Annotated in this window: 16 protein-coding genes; 7 read left to right on the top strand and 9 right to left on the bottom strand. The window is 44.7% G+C overall.

From position 1 onward, the window contains the following. Positions 1–12 precede the first annotated feature (12 nt). On the bottom strand, positions 13–858 hold the full coding sequence (truC, locus tag L5L98_RS00250; protein ID WP_263138101.1) for a tRNA pseudouridine(65) synthase TruC: 846 nt from the start codon (positions 856–858) through the stop codon (positions 13–15). Then, positions 845–1,165 (bottom strand): YqcC family protein, encoded by a 321-nt coding sequence (locus tag L5L98_RS00245; RefSeq protein WP_028760615.1) that lies wholly within the window; start codon positions 1,163–1,165, stop codon positions 845–847. The genes truC and L5L98_RS00245 overlap by 14 nt, the downstream gene beginning before the upstream one ends. 162 nt (positions 1,166–1,327) lie before the next feature. Here L5L98_RS00245 and L5L98_RS00240 point away from each other — a divergent pair, with 162 nt between their 5' ends. Both L5L98_RS00240 and L5L98_RS00235 read left to right on the top strand, forming a co-directional pair. Next, the gene (locus L5L98_RS00240; RefSeq protein WP_263138100.1) at positions 1,328–2,341 is read left to right on the top strand and encodes a DUF3549 family protein; all 1,014 of its coding nucleotides are present in this window, start codon (positions 1,328–1,330) and stop codon (positions 2,339–2,341) included. Then, positions 2,338–2,724, top strand: coding sequence for a DUF3301 domain-containing protein (locus L5L98_RS00235; RefSeq protein ID WP_105249728.1), 387 nt, complete (start codon positions 2,338–2,340; stop codon positions 2,722–2,724). The genes L5L98_RS00240 and L5L98_RS00235 overlap by 4 nt, the downstream gene beginning before the upstream one ends. 1,751 nt (positions 2,725–4,475) lie before the next feature. On the opposite strand, the gene L5L98_RS00230 is transcribed toward L5L98_RS00235, so the two are convergent. Beyond that, positions 4,476–4,781 (bottom strand): DUF962 domain-containing protein, encoded by a 306-nt coding sequence (locus tag L5L98_RS00230; RefSeq protein ID WP_263138099.1) that lies wholly within the window; start codon positions 4,779–4,781, stop codon positions 4,476–4,478. Continuing rightward, a complete protein-coding gene (locus L5L98_RS00225; RefSeq protein ID WP_131523813.1) occupies positions 4,774–5,412 on the bottom strand; it encodes a GNAT family N-acetyltransferase in 639 nt (212 codons plus the stop codon). Before L5L98_RS00225 ends, L5L98_RS00230 begins: the two co-directional genes overlap by 8 nt. A gap of 150 nt (positions 5,413–5,562) precedes the next feature. Here L5L98_RS00225 and L5L98_RS00220 point away from each other — a divergent pair, with 150 nt between their 5' ends. Further along, on the top strand, positions 5,563–5,796 hold the full coding sequence (locus L5L98_RS00220; protein WP_028760620.1) for a DUF2789 domain-containing protein: 234 nt from the start codon (positions 5,563–5,565) through the stop codon (positions 5,794–5,796). An 11-nt stretch (positions 5,797–5,807) separates the two neighbouring features. Here the strand turns inward: L5L98_RS00220 and L5L98_RS00215 are convergent, their stop codons facing one another. Continuing rightward, positions 5,808–6,215, bottom strand: coding sequence for a DUF3192 domain-containing protein (locus tag L5L98_RS00215; protein ID WP_028760621.1), 408 nt, complete (start codon positions 6,213–6,215; stop codon positions 5,808–5,810). A 164-nt stretch (positions 6,216–6,379) separates the two neighbouring features. On the opposite strand from L5L98_RS00215, the gene L5L98_RS00210 reads away from it, so the two are divergent. Further along, positions 6,380–6,763, top strand: a complete 384-nt coding sequence (locus L5L98_RS00210) for a hypothetical protein (protein WP_131523814.1) — start codon at positions 6,380–6,382, stop codon at positions 6,761–6,763. Then, the gene (locus tag L5L98_RS00205; RefSeq protein ID WP_173497098.1) at positions 6,763–7,536 is read left to right on the top strand and encodes a Zn-ribbon-containing protein; all 774 of its coding nucleotides are present in this window, start codon (positions 6,763–6,765) and stop codon (positions 7,534–7,536) included. Before L5L98_RS00210 ends, L5L98_RS00205 begins: the two co-directional genes overlap by 1 nt. Before the next feature lie 94 nt (positions 7,537–7,630). Here L5L98_RS00205 and syd read toward each other — a convergent pair whose 3' ends face one another. Continuing rightward, complete coding sequence (gene syd / locus L5L98_RS00200; RefSeq protein ID WP_028760624.1) at positions 7,631–8,281, bottom strand: SecY-interacting protein; 651 nt, start codon at positions 8,279–8,281, stop codon at positions 7,631–7,633. A 59-nt stretch (positions 8,282–8,340) separates the two neighbouring features. Between syd and queF the strand changes: the two genes are divergently transcribed. Beyond that, entirely contained in the window at positions 8,341–9,198 is an 858-nt protein-coding gene (queF, locus tag L5L98_RS00195) for an NADPH-dependent 7-cyano-7-deazaguanine reductase QueF (protein ID WP_105249734.1), read from the top strand. Between the two features lie 82 nt (positions 9,199–9,280). Here queF and L5L98_RS00190 read toward each other — a convergent pair whose 3' ends face one another. Further along, entirely contained in the window at positions 9,281–10,222 is a 942-nt protein-coding gene (locus L5L98_RS00190) for a LysR family transcriptional regulator (RefSeq protein WP_173245870.1), read from the bottom strand. A gap of 123 nt (positions 10,223–10,345) precedes the next feature. On the opposite strand from L5L98_RS00190, the gene L5L98_RS00185 reads away from it, so the two are divergent. Beyond that, the gene (locus L5L98_RS00185; protein ID WP_263138098.1) at positions 10,346–12,334 is read left to right on the top strand and encodes an alkyl/aryl-sulfatase; all 1,989 of its coding nucleotides are present in this window, start codon (positions 10,346–10,348) and stop codon (positions 12,332–12,334) included. Positions 12,335–12,505: 171 nt separating this feature from the next. On the opposite strand, the gene L5L98_RS00180 is transcribed toward L5L98_RS00185, so the two are convergent. Together L5L98_RS00180 and L5L98_RS00175 are read right to left on the bottom strand one after the other, a co-directional pair. Further along, positions 12,506–13,051 carry a hypothetical protein gene (locus tag L5L98_RS00180; RefSeq protein ID WP_263138097.1) on the bottom strand — a complete coding sequence of 182 codons (546 nt, stop codon included), beginning with the start codon at positions 13,049–13,051 and terminating at the stop codon, positions 12,506–12,508. Between the two features lie 88 nt (positions 13,052–13,139). Further along, a complete protein-coding gene (locus L5L98_RS00175) occupies positions 13,140–14,009 on the bottom strand; it encodes a 4'-phosphopantetheinyl transferase family protein (protein ID WP_287478963.1) in 870 nt (289 codons plus the stop codon). Positions 14,010–14,125: the final 116 nt, after the last annotated feature.

The following is a 14,125-nucleotide window of genomic DNA, read 5'->3' as shown; positions in this document are numbered from 1 at the left end:
GCCGCTTGCTGTTCACGCCTCTTGGGCGATGAATAACTCTGCTTGCTGACTCAAGGTCGCCTCATCCCAACCTAGCTCGGCAAACACGGTTTCCCACTCAGGCTCGAGCTCGGTTTCTATGCTGAGCCGAGTTTGAGTTATAGGGTGTGTAAAGGTGAGTTTTTTTGCGATAAGCCACAGGCGATTAATACCGAAATGCTCACGAAAAAATGCATTTTGCTTACCATCGCCATGGGTGGTATCACCGACGATGGGGTGGCGTAAATGCGCCATGTGTCTTCTGAGCTGATGCTTACGCCCCGTTTTAGGACTCAAGCGTACCAGTGCGAATCGGCTAGTGGGATATCGACCTGACGGATACGGAATTTCAGTATTGAGTAACGGCTCATACGCCGTCACAGCCTCCTGCGCCGCTTTATTAGGATCGGCATTCTTATCGCCTAATTCATCCAACTCAACCTTAAGCGCATAGTCTAAAATACCGCTCTCATGCATATTACCGCGCACTAAAGCCAGATATTGTTTTTCAACCGTATGGGAGGCAAATTGCTCACACAGAGCATTGGCCACTTCACTACTCTTGGCAAACAAGAGCACGCCGGATGTCGGCCTGTCGAGACGATGTACAGGAAACACATGACAGCCCACTAAGTCACGGGTCAGCTGCATGGCAAAAAATCGCTCCCGACGCGCTAAATAACTGCGGTGGACCAATAAGCCTGCGGGTTTATGAATTGCCACTAAATGCTCATCTTCATAAAGAATTTCAATCTCAGGCGCCTGCTCTTCTGAATCATCCTCTTGGGATACATTCACTGCATTTTCAGGCGTTTCAAGCCAGATATCATCTTGATTCATTTAACAACATATCCAATTCATTCAATAGGCTAATTAAAGTTTGGCGCGGGGGCATATCCAGCCAAACATGTTCAGCCATAGGGGCAATCGCAATTTGAGTCGGCAATGGCGCCCCCGTTTCGATTAAAGTCTGCATTCTAGGCAGCAAAATAAACTGCAGCCACTGCTCAAGGGGCATAAGATCACAGGCAAAAGGTGCTGTGCTTGCCATTGCAGCGGCAGAAGGCGCTTGCTCAGACCACAACTCGGCCGCTTGCAGCGCGTGGGTAATCTGAGCCAATTTAGCTTGGGTTTGACTGTATAACATAGCTTTCAGATCCATTCTCATGTTAGCCATTGCGATTCAAGAACTCACCACAATTCACTGGCCGAATAGGTCGATTAAAGTGCCGCAATCATACCATCCAGACGCACTTCCCCCTATAATGGCGCCAATTTATTGAGCCTCTTTGATTGATATGGCAGCCAAATGACTGAAATTACAACTTTAAGCCAGTTTTTAACCACAGCCAAAACCCAGTTCCAAGTCTATGATCTTGGCCGTAGGGTGCAACATATTGATATGCTCGCGTTTCACCAAATAGAATCTCTGTCAGCCCCTTATCCTTATCCCATTCAAGGGCATGCACAATTTGCTATTGTCTTTTGGGATGCGAGCCAGCAGCACTTTATTTGGTTTCTAAAACTGGCGTTAGATGAGCAAGGATTACTGTCGCCCGCGCCTCGCTCACAATTTATCGAAATGATATTAGCGGCACTAGGGCAAGATCCCACTCAGCCGCTCAGTGATGAGCAGCAAGAACGACTCGCGAATAATCCGTTTAATTTCAAGCCAAGCCAGGAAAAACTGGCCGTATTTAACGCACTCGTTCGTAAACAACTTGGCCAGCGCGCTTCATCACAATACGAGTTTGCCGTGCAATATCTGTCAGGCCAAATTGCCCCATCACAATGGCAACATATTGGAATGCAAGGCATAGCTGATGTGTGTGTACGCGCAAAAGAATTTGATCATGAGCAGCACTTGGTATCGAGTTTTGATACAGCCGCTATCGAAGTGCAAATCGCCCTATGCCAATGCCTTGAACACTTACAGCTTAGCGACACACTCGCCGATAAGATTCTCGCGAAACTTCAAGACGCAGCGCCAGAGCACCAAGCCTATTTCCTTCGCGCTTTGGCTTCTAGCGCCAAACACAGCCAAAAAGCGTTTGCGCATCTACACGGCCAATCCTCTTTAGATACCAATGCCCTCATCAGCATTGCCGGACGTAACTGGTCGGTATTAAAACAAGATTCAAGTCGCAGTCTTTACTTAGAAGCTCTGGCACTGCAGCCCCAAGCCTTTTTTAATCAGGTCTTTGCTGATATTGTGGCAATTCCTAGTTTGCGCAATCAACTACTAGGCGAATTAAGAAATCCCAATCGAAGTGTTCAACTATCACAAGCCATAGGTGGTTTGTTTAAGGCAGCTAGCAAATGATGTCAGATTTACTGTTAATTATTGGCCTCGTCGTGATTGCCGCATTCTTTTGGCAACTACGCCAAATGGCAGAGTTGAGCCGTATTTTTGCCGAAAAAGAATGTTGGCGACAAAAAGTTCAACTGTTAGCCATTGCCATGGAAACTGCCCGCCCTAGCATTGGCGGCACGACGGGGATCTGCTGGAAGGCGAAATATTTATTTGAATTCAGCACCGACGGCATTAACCAATACCGTGGCCATATTTGGATGCAAGGCAAGAAAATTCAAAAGATTGAATGGCCTATCTTCCCTGAGCCTGAATGGCATGAAGCCCCAACGTCACAGGGTAAGTTTGGCGGGTGTGGTACGCAAAGTGGTTGTAACTCAGGCAAATGCCATTAAGCTTTTATCGACAATGTTGGCTCAAATAAAATGTGAGCCAACATAGAGAGCAAGACATCATTCTTTTTTTATCGTAAATACGGCTAAAAAATAACTCACTGTAAAAGTTATAAAAGAAAGGGCGCGGCCCTAAAGCCACGCCCTCCTATTCTCTGTTAAGCTATCCCGCTATTTTTGTGCTCCCTGCACCATCCATGCGTCAATCTGCGTCCTGCTTCATCCCTGCTCAATCCTTGAGGTCCTTGTACTCATGTACTTCCCTATCTCTTGGTCATCCAGTCCCAAGCTTGCTCTTTCCTGAGCGGTTCCATCATCATCCATGAAACGGGTATTGCATCCATTCAATTGCACTCCCTGTGCCATTGCCATCCTATGCAATGAGTCTATCAATCCTTGATAGTCTCCCTTCCTTGGTATTGGCTCTCTTTCATCCTGAAAGGCCTATATCCCTATCTTTCCTTAAGTCACATTCCTTAGTCACTGTTCGATCATCCTGATCGCCAACATCCTGTTGCCCGCAATTCCTTCTACAAGATGAATTCTACGCCAACCAACGAAAGTACTCATTGTGGATTATTTAAAATGTTAACAAAAATGGTGAGCCCAACTGATAACAAACAGGTTAACCTACTGATATAAATTAAAATAATAACTAACCCAGAGACATAACCACCCTTTAGAATTACAAATTACTTACATACTTGTGAGAGACCTCTTACACGGAGGATGGCAATTCAAATCAAAAGTAAGCAAGTGCTAGATGTTCTCCCCTGAAGGACTTATGCATAAACCGCTATCGCTCAAAATTCGACAAGCATTCGGCGAATGACCAGAACACAGAGAGTAAATCATTGGCAATAAGAGAAGTAAGACTGGTAAACATGTTTTACGGCAAGATGTCTTTAAGCAGCGTTAAGATAAAGTCTGTGTGAATAGCGTTATAGCTTGGCAAAGCCAGATTAATGCTGAAAATGAACCAAAGAAAAGGGCGCAACTAAAGTGCGCCCCATTTATCCTTTGTAAGCCGTCCTGCTCGATTTGTGCTCCCTGCACCATCCATGCGTCTGCTTGCGTCCTGCGTCGTCCCTGTAATCCCTTTTCGTCCCTGTGTATCAAACTTACGTGAGATAACACTCAGTCCCTTGACCTGTAAATCCTTTTTACAGAGCCTGTCACTTCCTATGACTTATTCCTATTGCATCCTGCAAAATTTATTTTCCATAGATTAGTACAAGCTGTTCACCCTTATACTTTATCCTTATCTCGACACATCCTGTTTCGAGTTCATGCTTAATCCTTAAGCGTGTCCTGTATTCTTCCTGAAATTCATCATCCTGACGATACAACTCACTGTCCCTAATCATCCTTGAAAAGCAATCCTGCTTTTCCAGCAATCCTGCTTTTCCTTAGCCTATCCGAGGCGAATGACAGTTTTCCTACCGTCAGCGATTTCAACCTTGAAATCTTAATTCGTTGCTTCTTGCGTCCCTTTGGCCTGTTTTGCTTTCCTTGCTATCCATTTGCTTTGGCCATGAGTGAATTCTACGTTAACCCTAACGTTTTTGTTCGGCTCAAAGAACGGACTACAAGATTAATTACGGACCAACCAAAGAAAAACAAATACAACCCAATGATTCTATTTAAAATTAAACATTGCAGGACAAAAAACAATCAAAAAGAAAACATTATGTCCTACAACGTTTGTAAGCGATCTCTCACACTGGCATGGGCATCTCACTCGGGCAATTTTTTTAATGTTTAAAAAAGCGGCGAATCATCTGCGCAAACATCACCCAATCTGCCATCAAACTGTAAAAAGGATACTGAAATGTCGCGGGTCGATTCTTCTCAAATACGAAGTGTCCCACCCATGCAAAACCATAACCAACAATAGGAATAAACCAGCATAGCCACCAGGCTTGTGAAACCAAGGCAATGCCAATCAGCAGCAGAACTAAACAACTGCCAACAAAGTGTAATTGCCGACAAGTCGGGTGCTGGTGTTGGGATAAATAGAAAGGATAAAAATCGGCGAAACGTTTATAAGAGTTAGTCATCTTGTTGAACCGAATAGAATAAAAGCTGGCCATGGATACTGCCGATACTCAGCTCGCCTATGGATACAAAGTCATGCTGAGTAAACAGTTGCAAGTGGTTCTCCTGAGCGATAAACACACCAATGCCATCCAAATCAGGCTGCTCATCACACCAACTCACCACAGCTTGCACTAACTTATGTCCAAGTCCTTTGTGCTGTTCATTTGGTGCAAGAGCAATAAACTGCAAAATACCGCAGTGCTTACTGGGTAAAAGTTCAATAATACTGGACTCTTTGTTCATTAGTGCTTGAGTCGATTGCCAACCTGTACCTAACAACATCTTTAAGCGCCAATGCCAATAACGCCCTTCCCCTAAAGGCACTTCTTGAGTAACTACACAGGCTAACCCAAAGAGTCTTTCATGGTCGAATAAACCTATGAGGGCTTGTTTTTGTTGCCATAACGTATTGAGTTCTTCCCTGATTGCGGCGCGCAATTTTTGCTCATAAGCGGCTTTGTCTGAGGTAAAGAGTGAATCGACAAAAAAAGGATCATCATGGTAAGCGTTATAGAGAATAGAAGCGGCAATGCGTAAGTCTTCCGCGGTCAAATAGACTGCGCGGCAGTCCTCCAGAATTTCATTGTCCATCGTTAGCATTCCTTGACTTAGCTCACACTTTTTTATGCGTAACTGTTAATCTACCAAGGAAACTAAAAAGTGCAAATTTTAATCATAGATTGCATTTTTCAATCAGGCGCTTACTCTAAACGAAGGCACTATACTGAAAAGGAAATAATGATGGATACAACTCCAGTAGACTTAAGCCACTTGTTTGAGCAACTCGGTTTAGACAGTAGCGACGAGGCCATAGCGCAGTTTATTGCAACCCATGATATCGACCATCACATCCATTTAAGCCAAGCGCCCTTTTGGACCCCAGCCCAAAAGAGCTTTATCATTGAAGGTTTAGAAGCCGATGCCCTCTGGACTGAGCCCATTGAGCAATTAGACACTCAGCTACGTAAACGATAAGACTCGTTGGTTCAGATTTTACCGTAAGCCGTTTCACCCCAACCCACTAAGGCATTGTTGCTCAGCACGATAGGCGTGCATTCATCCTTAGTGGTTTTTCCATCGCCATTATTACGCTGGGTACGATAAAACAACACTAAGACTTCTTTATTGGCTTCACCTTGTTGAGCACTTTGTTGAATATAGGCTTCACTAAAATCAGCGGTGCCCATTAAGATCATCACTTGGTCTTTAGGCATACCTAAGCTCAGCTTGGTTAAGTTAGTGCGATTTTTATCCTGCACTTTCTCCCAAGATTCGCTGCTATCCCAGCCCGATTCTCCATCACCGACATTGACCACGCAGCCGCTAAGACCTAAGCTTGCGAGCCCTAAAAAAGTGATGGCGATAAGTTTGTTATTCAATTTATGGTTCATCATGTGACATCCTGTGTAATTATTATTGAAGCTTAAAAAATGGTATTTCGGCTGGACAATAAGCAAAATAAATGCCACAAGACAACACACTGTTTTTAAATGAAAAAATTAATTATTATTTTAAAATTGGTTTAAACAATTCAACAAATTAAGGAATTTTGCTAATTATGAGTCCCCTTGACCAAGTATTAGCGGCCGCACGTTCGCTCGAAGCCTGCGGTAAAGTACCGAGCCTTGCCTTAATTAAAACCCGTTTAGGTAGTAGCCTACCTTTACCTATATTGATCCAAGGCTTACAGCAATTTAAATCTATGCCTAAGGCGGATCGCGAGCGTTTAGCTGAGTTGCAAACTATCAGCCCTACAACTGACACTCCCGCAACTAACGATACCTTAACCCTTGCAGTGCTCGCCGAGCGCCTGCAGATGCAACAGGCGTATTTTGAACGTCATGCTGAGCAGCAAAAAACAGAAATAATGCAATTAAAAAACGAACTGCTTGAACTTAAACAACGCATCAACTTATTAGAAATCCAAGGAAAAACAGCTTAATGTTTGTCACTGAACTGCGCTTCGAATGCTTCGCCGACACCACGATATCTGCCGCCGAGAAGGCCATCAATCAGCTCCTTGAAGCCTATCGAGCTAATGGCCAAATCTTAGGACGAGAATTTGCGGTCGCCTTTAATGACGGTGAGTTTAGAGTGCGTTTATTGATGCCAGAGAAAAACAGTTTAGCGCACAAATATCACAGCCCTTGGGTCAAAAAAGCCTTAGTAGAATTAACCGACGCTAAACTACTCGCGCCGCGGGAAAAGTTTATTGGTCAGGATATCAATTCTGAAGTAAGTAATACCGAAACACCCAGCTGGCAACTGCTATATACCAGTTTTGTGCATATGTGCTCGCCCCTACGCAGCGGCGACAATTTATTGCCCATTCCCCTGTACCGTATACCCGCAACCTTTAATGGCGATCATAAACGTATTATCCGTTGGCAGAGCGAATGGCAAGCCTGCGACGAGCTGCAAATGGCAGCGGCCACCAAGGCAGAATTTGCCGCGCTAGAGGAATTATCGAGTTCTGACAGTGATTTATTTCGCAGAGGTTGGGATTTGCGCGGTCGTATCGAATATCTCACTCAGATCCCGACCTATTACTACTTATATCGCGTTGGCGGCCAAGATTTGGCCTCAGAAAAAACGCGACCTTGCCCACGTTGTGGCAGTCATGATTGGAAACTCGATGAACCTTTATTGGATATGTTTCATTTTCGCTGCGAGCCTTGCCGCATAGTGTCGAATCTGTCTTGGGATCATCAATAACATCTGTTTATCCCTTGCAAAACTCAACCTAAGATAAGCCACGCTTAGGTTGAGTTAATACTTAGGTTGATAATAAAAATGTCGCTCACAGAAGTTAACGTTTACCGAAAAGGTTTTGCCACATACGTTTAAAACTGGCGAAAATACCAGGATGTTCTAATGCGGGCATAGGTAGTTCTTCATGTTTAACGGGTGGTGCTATCCGTGGCGATAATGCTTCAATAAACGCAGTCAAACTCGAGGACAATTGCTCAGATTGCACTTCACCAGGGATTTCAATCCATACGCTACCATCACTGTTATTGATGGTGAGCATTTTATCTCCCTCATCTAACAGACCGATAAACCAAGTCGGTGACTGTTTCAGTTTTTTCTTCATCATCAGATGACCAATCAAGTTTTGTTGCAGGCAGTTAAAATCGTCATCATTCCAGACTTGCAGTAACTCCCCCGTGCCCCACTTAGAGTCAAATAATACTGGTGCGGAGAAATAATGACCGTAAAAATCATTGATCTCTGGCCATAAAGTTAACTCCAGTGCATGCTCTACATTGGCGAAACTGCCTTCAACTTTGCGTTTCACTGGCTGCCAAGAAACAGCCTGTTCAAGATCCGGTTGAAATTCGCCTTGAATACACACAGAAGGCTCACCCTGTGGGTAATAACGCGGTAGTTCACCTAAACTCGTTAAGTAAGCTTGATGATAGTTTTGCAAAAATTTATCGAGTGCGGGCAGACAAGACACTTAAGCACAATCCAATTTCAGGTATAATGTGCGCCTATTTTGACATGGAAACAGTATTGATGACACAGAATCACGATCCCTATAGTGATGCGCAAGCGCTTGTTGGCCTGACTTTAGGTAAAGCCACCGACTACCAAGCCGAGTATGATGCGTCGCTGCTGCAAGGGGTTCCACGCTCACTAAACCGTAATGCTATTGCACTCACTGGGACGTTACCGTTTCATGGTGCCGATATCTGGACGGGTTATGAGCTGTCTTGGTTAAATGCCAAAGGTAAGCCTATGGTGGCCATAGCTGAATTTCATTTAAGTTATGAAAGCCTGAATCTGATTGAGTCGAAATCGTTCAAACTGTATCTCAATAGCTTTAATCAAACCAAGTTTGATAGCCTAGATTCACTGCAAAAAACCTTAGTGCAAGACTTAAGTCAGTGTGCTCAAGGTGATGTTAGCGTTAAGATTATCGAGCCCAAAAGCTTTGGTATTCAGCGTATTATTGAGTTACCAGGCACTTGTATTGACGATCTCGATATTGAAGTCAGCGATTATAGTTTTAATCCTGATTACTTAGTTAACAGTACAGACGATAAGCAAACGGTCGCGGAAACACTTAATTCAAACCTGCTGAAATCCAACTGTTTGATCACTTCGCAACCCGATTGGGGCAGCGTGATGATCCGTTATCAAGGCCCTAAAATCGATCGCGAGAAACTGCTGCGCTATTTGATTTCTTTCCGCCAACATAACGAATTCCACGAGCAATGTGTCGAGCGAATTTTCGTCGATTTAAAACGTTTTTGCCATTGCACTAAATTGACAGTTTACGCCCGCTACACGCGTCGCGGTGGTTTAGATATCAACCCTTATCGCAGTGACTTCGAGCAACCTGGTGAAAGCCACAGACTCGCAAGACAGTAATGACCTTCTTAGGCGATTAGATTAACAATCTGAGATAGAAAATAAAATTTAAAAACTGCAACAAAGCTCTGAATCGCTAGCCCTAGCTGCTCGCTAGATTCAGAGCTTTTTTATTCACAGTATTTGCACTCGCATTGAGCAATAAACGCCGTAGCCATTGGTGGCTCGGGTTTTGGGTATATTTACTGCTCCACACCATATACAAATCAATTGGCCTTGTTTTCAGGGGCATAGGTAAAATCTGTAAGCCGAACATCTCAGCGTACTGACTGGCGTACCGCAAAGGCGCTATGCCTATCGTCTCACTTTTGCCGACAGTTGCAAACATACTCAATAAAGATGATTGCTCACTGTACATTTTGCGCCTTGGTAACACGCCTTCGGTAAACAAATCCCCTGCAGTCAAATTAAAACGCCGCATATTTAAAAAGACGTGTTTCTCCTCAAAATACTGCCCATGGGTGATAGCACCTTGAATACGAGGATGCTGCAAACTGACGATACAAACGAGGGTTTCGGTGAAGAGTAATTTGCTCGAGAGCAAACTTTGCTGCGCGGGCTTAATGTCTATGGCAACGGCGACCCGCTCAAGCAAAATATCGCGATATAGCTCATCCTCCTGCGGCGGCGACTCGCGGAAAATGACTTCAATATCCGCATTCTGTAATAAAGCCTGCACGCCTGATTGCAGCGCTTCGATAACCGACTCATTAGCATATACATAAAAGCGCCGCTGGCTCGAGTTGGGATCAAAATGCTCAAACCCCAGTAATACGGTTTCAATATCCGCCATGGGCTGCTCAAATTTACGGTACATCTCCCGTGCCACCGATGTAGGCTCAATTCCCCGTCCAACTCGATTAAACAGCGACTCCCCGACCCAAGCCCTGAACCGGCTTATCGCATTGCTCACGGAAGACTGAGTTAAATCTAACTCCTGCGCCGCTTGGGTGAATGAACGAGTACGGTAAACCACCATAAACACGCGTAATAAATTTAAATCTAATGGCTTTCGTGTCGGCATAAGGGAGCGCACTCATTCACTATATGAATATTACAACCCAAGCTAACTCGAGTTATCTAAATACACAAGCTGGCTATACTCAAACCATCAACGACACTATCCCACTTTTTAGTAGGTAAAATAATGCAAAAATCTTTGATGACAATGAGTATTATCGCAAGCTTCTCTTTAAGCGCCGTGGCCGCGGAACACGAGCATGAACATATTAGCCTGCACTATCAGGGAAAGCCTGCCACCGAGCAAACCATTGCGGTAAACAAAGCCACGGCAGCAAGCCTTAATTTTGCCGATAAAAAAGCCTTTGAAGAGTTTTCTAAAAATCTTATTGCTGAACTAGATGAACCAACAGCAGCCATTTTACGTGCCGATTTCAGCTTTATTGGCGACAAAACCCCAGACACAGTAAACCCTTCACTTTATCGCCAAGCCCAGTTGAATATGGTGTCTAACGGCTTATACAAGGTCACAGATGGCATTTATCAAGTGCGTGGCACAGACTTATCGAACTTAACCCTTATCCGCGGTAAAACGGGTTGGATCCTTTATGACGTGCTGCTGACCAAAGAAGCGGCAAAATTATCCCTCGAATTTGCGCTAAAACACTTGCCAGAGGGCAATAACTTACCCGTAGTCGCAATGATTTATTCCCACAGTCATGGAGATCATTTTGGCGGCTCCCGCGCCATCAAAGACATGTTCCCAAACGTCAAAGTCTATGGTTCCAATAACATCACCAAAGAAATTGTCGACGAAAACGTGCTTGCCGGTAATGCCATGAGCCGCCGCGCCGCCTATCAATACGGCGCAACATTAGAGCGAAACGATCAAGGCATTGTCGATGCCGCACTTGCTAAGGGATTATCCAAAGGCGAAGTGACCTACGTTAAACCCGATGTCACCTTAAATGCCAAAGACAAGTGGGAAACACTCACCATTGATGGTATCGACATGGTGTTTATGGATGCCTCAGGCACAGAAGCCGCCTCGGAAATGGCCACCTATATTCCCTCAATGAAAGCATTGTGGACCGCAGAGCTCACCTTCCACGGCATGCACAACATTTATACCTTACGCGGGGCAAAAGTTCGAGATGCGATAAAATGGTCTAAGGATATCAACGAATTACTGACTCATTTTGGTAATGATGCACAGGTTATATTCACTGCCCACTCAGCCCCCGTATTTGGCAATACTGATATAAACCAATACTTAAGAATGCAAAGGGATAACTATGGCCTAGTGCATAATCAAACCCTGCGTTTAGCCAATAATGGCGTGGGTATTCAAGATATTGGCGATGCGATTCAAACCACTATCCCTAAGGCTGTGCGCGATACTTGGTACACCAATGGTTACCATGGCACCTACAGCCATAATGCCAAAGCCGTGTACAACATGTACCTTGGCTATTTCGATATGAATCCCGCCAACTTAAACCCACTACCGACAAAAGATGAAGCGACGAAATTTGTGGAGTATATGGGCGGTGCCAAAGCCGTAGTGAAACACGCCAAAGCCGACTATGCCCAAGGCGAGTACCGTTTTGTGGCCACCGCACTCAATAAAGTCGTGATGGCAGAACCTAATAACAAAGAGGCAAGACAATTACTTGCCGATACCTATGAGCAACTGGGTTATCAAGCCGAAGGTGCTGGCTGGCGCAACATTTACCTCACTGGCGCCCAAGAGTTACGCGTAGGCATTCAACCCGGCGCGCCTAAATCGGCCTCTGCAGATATTTTAGGAGAAATGGACATATCGACCCTATTTGACTTCCTCGCCGTAAAAGTCGATAGCCTCAAAGCTGCTGAACTTGGGCTAATCAGGCTTAATGTGATTAACCCCGACACCCAAGAAACGCTCTATGTTGAACTAAGTAACGGTAATTTAAGCAATATTAAGGTTGATAAACCGATGGAGGCCGATGCCAATCTTTATATTGATAAACGCTATATTACGGGGATTTTACTCGGAAAAGTCACACTTAAAGAGTTACTGGCTAAGGGTACTGCCAAGTTAGAGGGTGATAAAGATGCCTTCGGTAAGATAGCGTCGACCTTAGTAAAGTTCGATGAAAGCTTTGAAATCGTCCCACTACCAAGCGCGAAATAACCAAATCAACGCCCTGAATCTTCAGGGCGTTTTATGGAAAAATTACACTAGCACTAACCATTCTGACACTTGGCGAGTCGTGTTCTGTAAGCAAAAGAGTGAAGTACGGATAGCCATTTGCACGACATGTTCTCTTGTGCAATCTTTAAAGGCCAGATTAAAATAAGAGAATTAATTCGCTGACTCTGGCGTTGGGACTGAAGTTTTGCACTCAAGCAATAACTGCTGAAAATGTGCGCCTAAGTCTTGCTGGGCAAATTGCTCGCTCGCGGTCACCATTTGCTTAAGGCTTTGTAAGGCTTGATCTAAACCTTGTTGCTCGATAAGACTTTTAGCATAAACCGCCGCATCGGCGCCCTTTTGTAGCAAGCTCGCGACCTGATCAAAACTGATGTCTTGCTCCATTACTTTCTGTAAGTCACCCAGCAGTTCTGCCACTTTAGCCGACTCCACCAGCGAGCCTTCAACATTGACTAACTTACCCAGCGGATCTTGGCTGAGTTTTTCAGCCACACAGGCCGAAACTGTGCCTGCTGCCGCGCTTTGAGCCACAACATCTAAGCCATTGGCACGAATTTGCTCAACCACTTGCTGCAACTGTGGATCTTGGGCTAACCAAGCCTGCTCCAATTGCTGCTTTTCATCGCCACCAAAATAACCACAACCAGATAGCAACACCATCATAGTGGCAGGTATTAGGCACTTAATCCGTTTCATTGTTAAACCTCATTTATTTCATTCAAATTCAAAATATTATGGGCGTGACTATACCCAGCAATGTTTAACCGAAGATGAATAAGACAAGTTAACCATAATTGGCAAGTAAGGCTTCTATGCTGCTCAGTTGCGCCGTTAGCATTATGGAAATCTCGGTGTTACCAGCATGCCCTAAGCTCACGGCAAAACGGTATTCCTCGGTCAAACGCCCAAAATAGGTTTGCCAATACAATGAACTTGCATCAATGGTTTGCAGCGGGATATTAGGATAGACACTCAGCAAAGGCGCCACACCACAGAACGGCATCAACGCTGCATCTTGGCATCTAAGTTCAACAGATCCGGCCACCAATTTATCGAATGGCTTTAGATCAAAGCCGAAGGATTTAAGCGACTGCGCTAAACCTAGGCCAGTCGCCTTAATATAGGATTCCTTTAACGCCCATAAATCGAAAAAGCGCTGCCGCTGACTCGCTTCATCGGCGAGAGCGAGCAAGGCTGACGTTTCTTGGGCGGAAAAATAATGATTTAGGATTGGATAGATATCCGTCTTCGGCCGCGATCTTTCAATATCGACCCCAAATAAACCAGACTCAACACCATGAAACTGAGTCACACCAATCAATAACCAATCGCCGCTATGGCTTAAATTAAACTCAAGCCCCGTTTGCTGTTGCAATTTTGTCGTTAAACTCGGCTTACCCTTAGCGCCATATTCAAAACACCACTCGTGTGGCGATAAATCAGCATAGCGAGATAACACGGCCCGCAACGCTGCCCTGACCTGTAATCCCTTCATTTGCGCCTTGGGATCGCGATAACGCGCAACCTTTGCCAGTTCATCCTCACTTAACCAAGACTCGGCGAGTGATGTTTGCGGCAATGAAATATCACTCAGTGGAATAAAAAATAGATCCACATTCACGCCGTTTTTGCTAGATGTTCTGGAGTCGGTCATTTGAGGGCCTTGCAGGACAAAGCCTTGCGGCTGATGGTTATCATTGTCTGGCTTTTTGGAGAGCACTTAGCAACATTCATATCTGGGTATTGTCTTGATTCATCATTCTCTGAGTT

It is taken from the genome of Shewanella sp. SM23 (assembly GCF_025654295.1).
Classification (GTDB): Bacteria; Pseudomonadota; Gammaproteobacteria; order Enterobacterales; family Shewanellaceae; genus Shewanella; species Shewanella oncorhynchi.
Note: the sequence above shows the minus strand (reverse complement) of the source record. Positions and strands in the feature narration are given on the sequence as shown.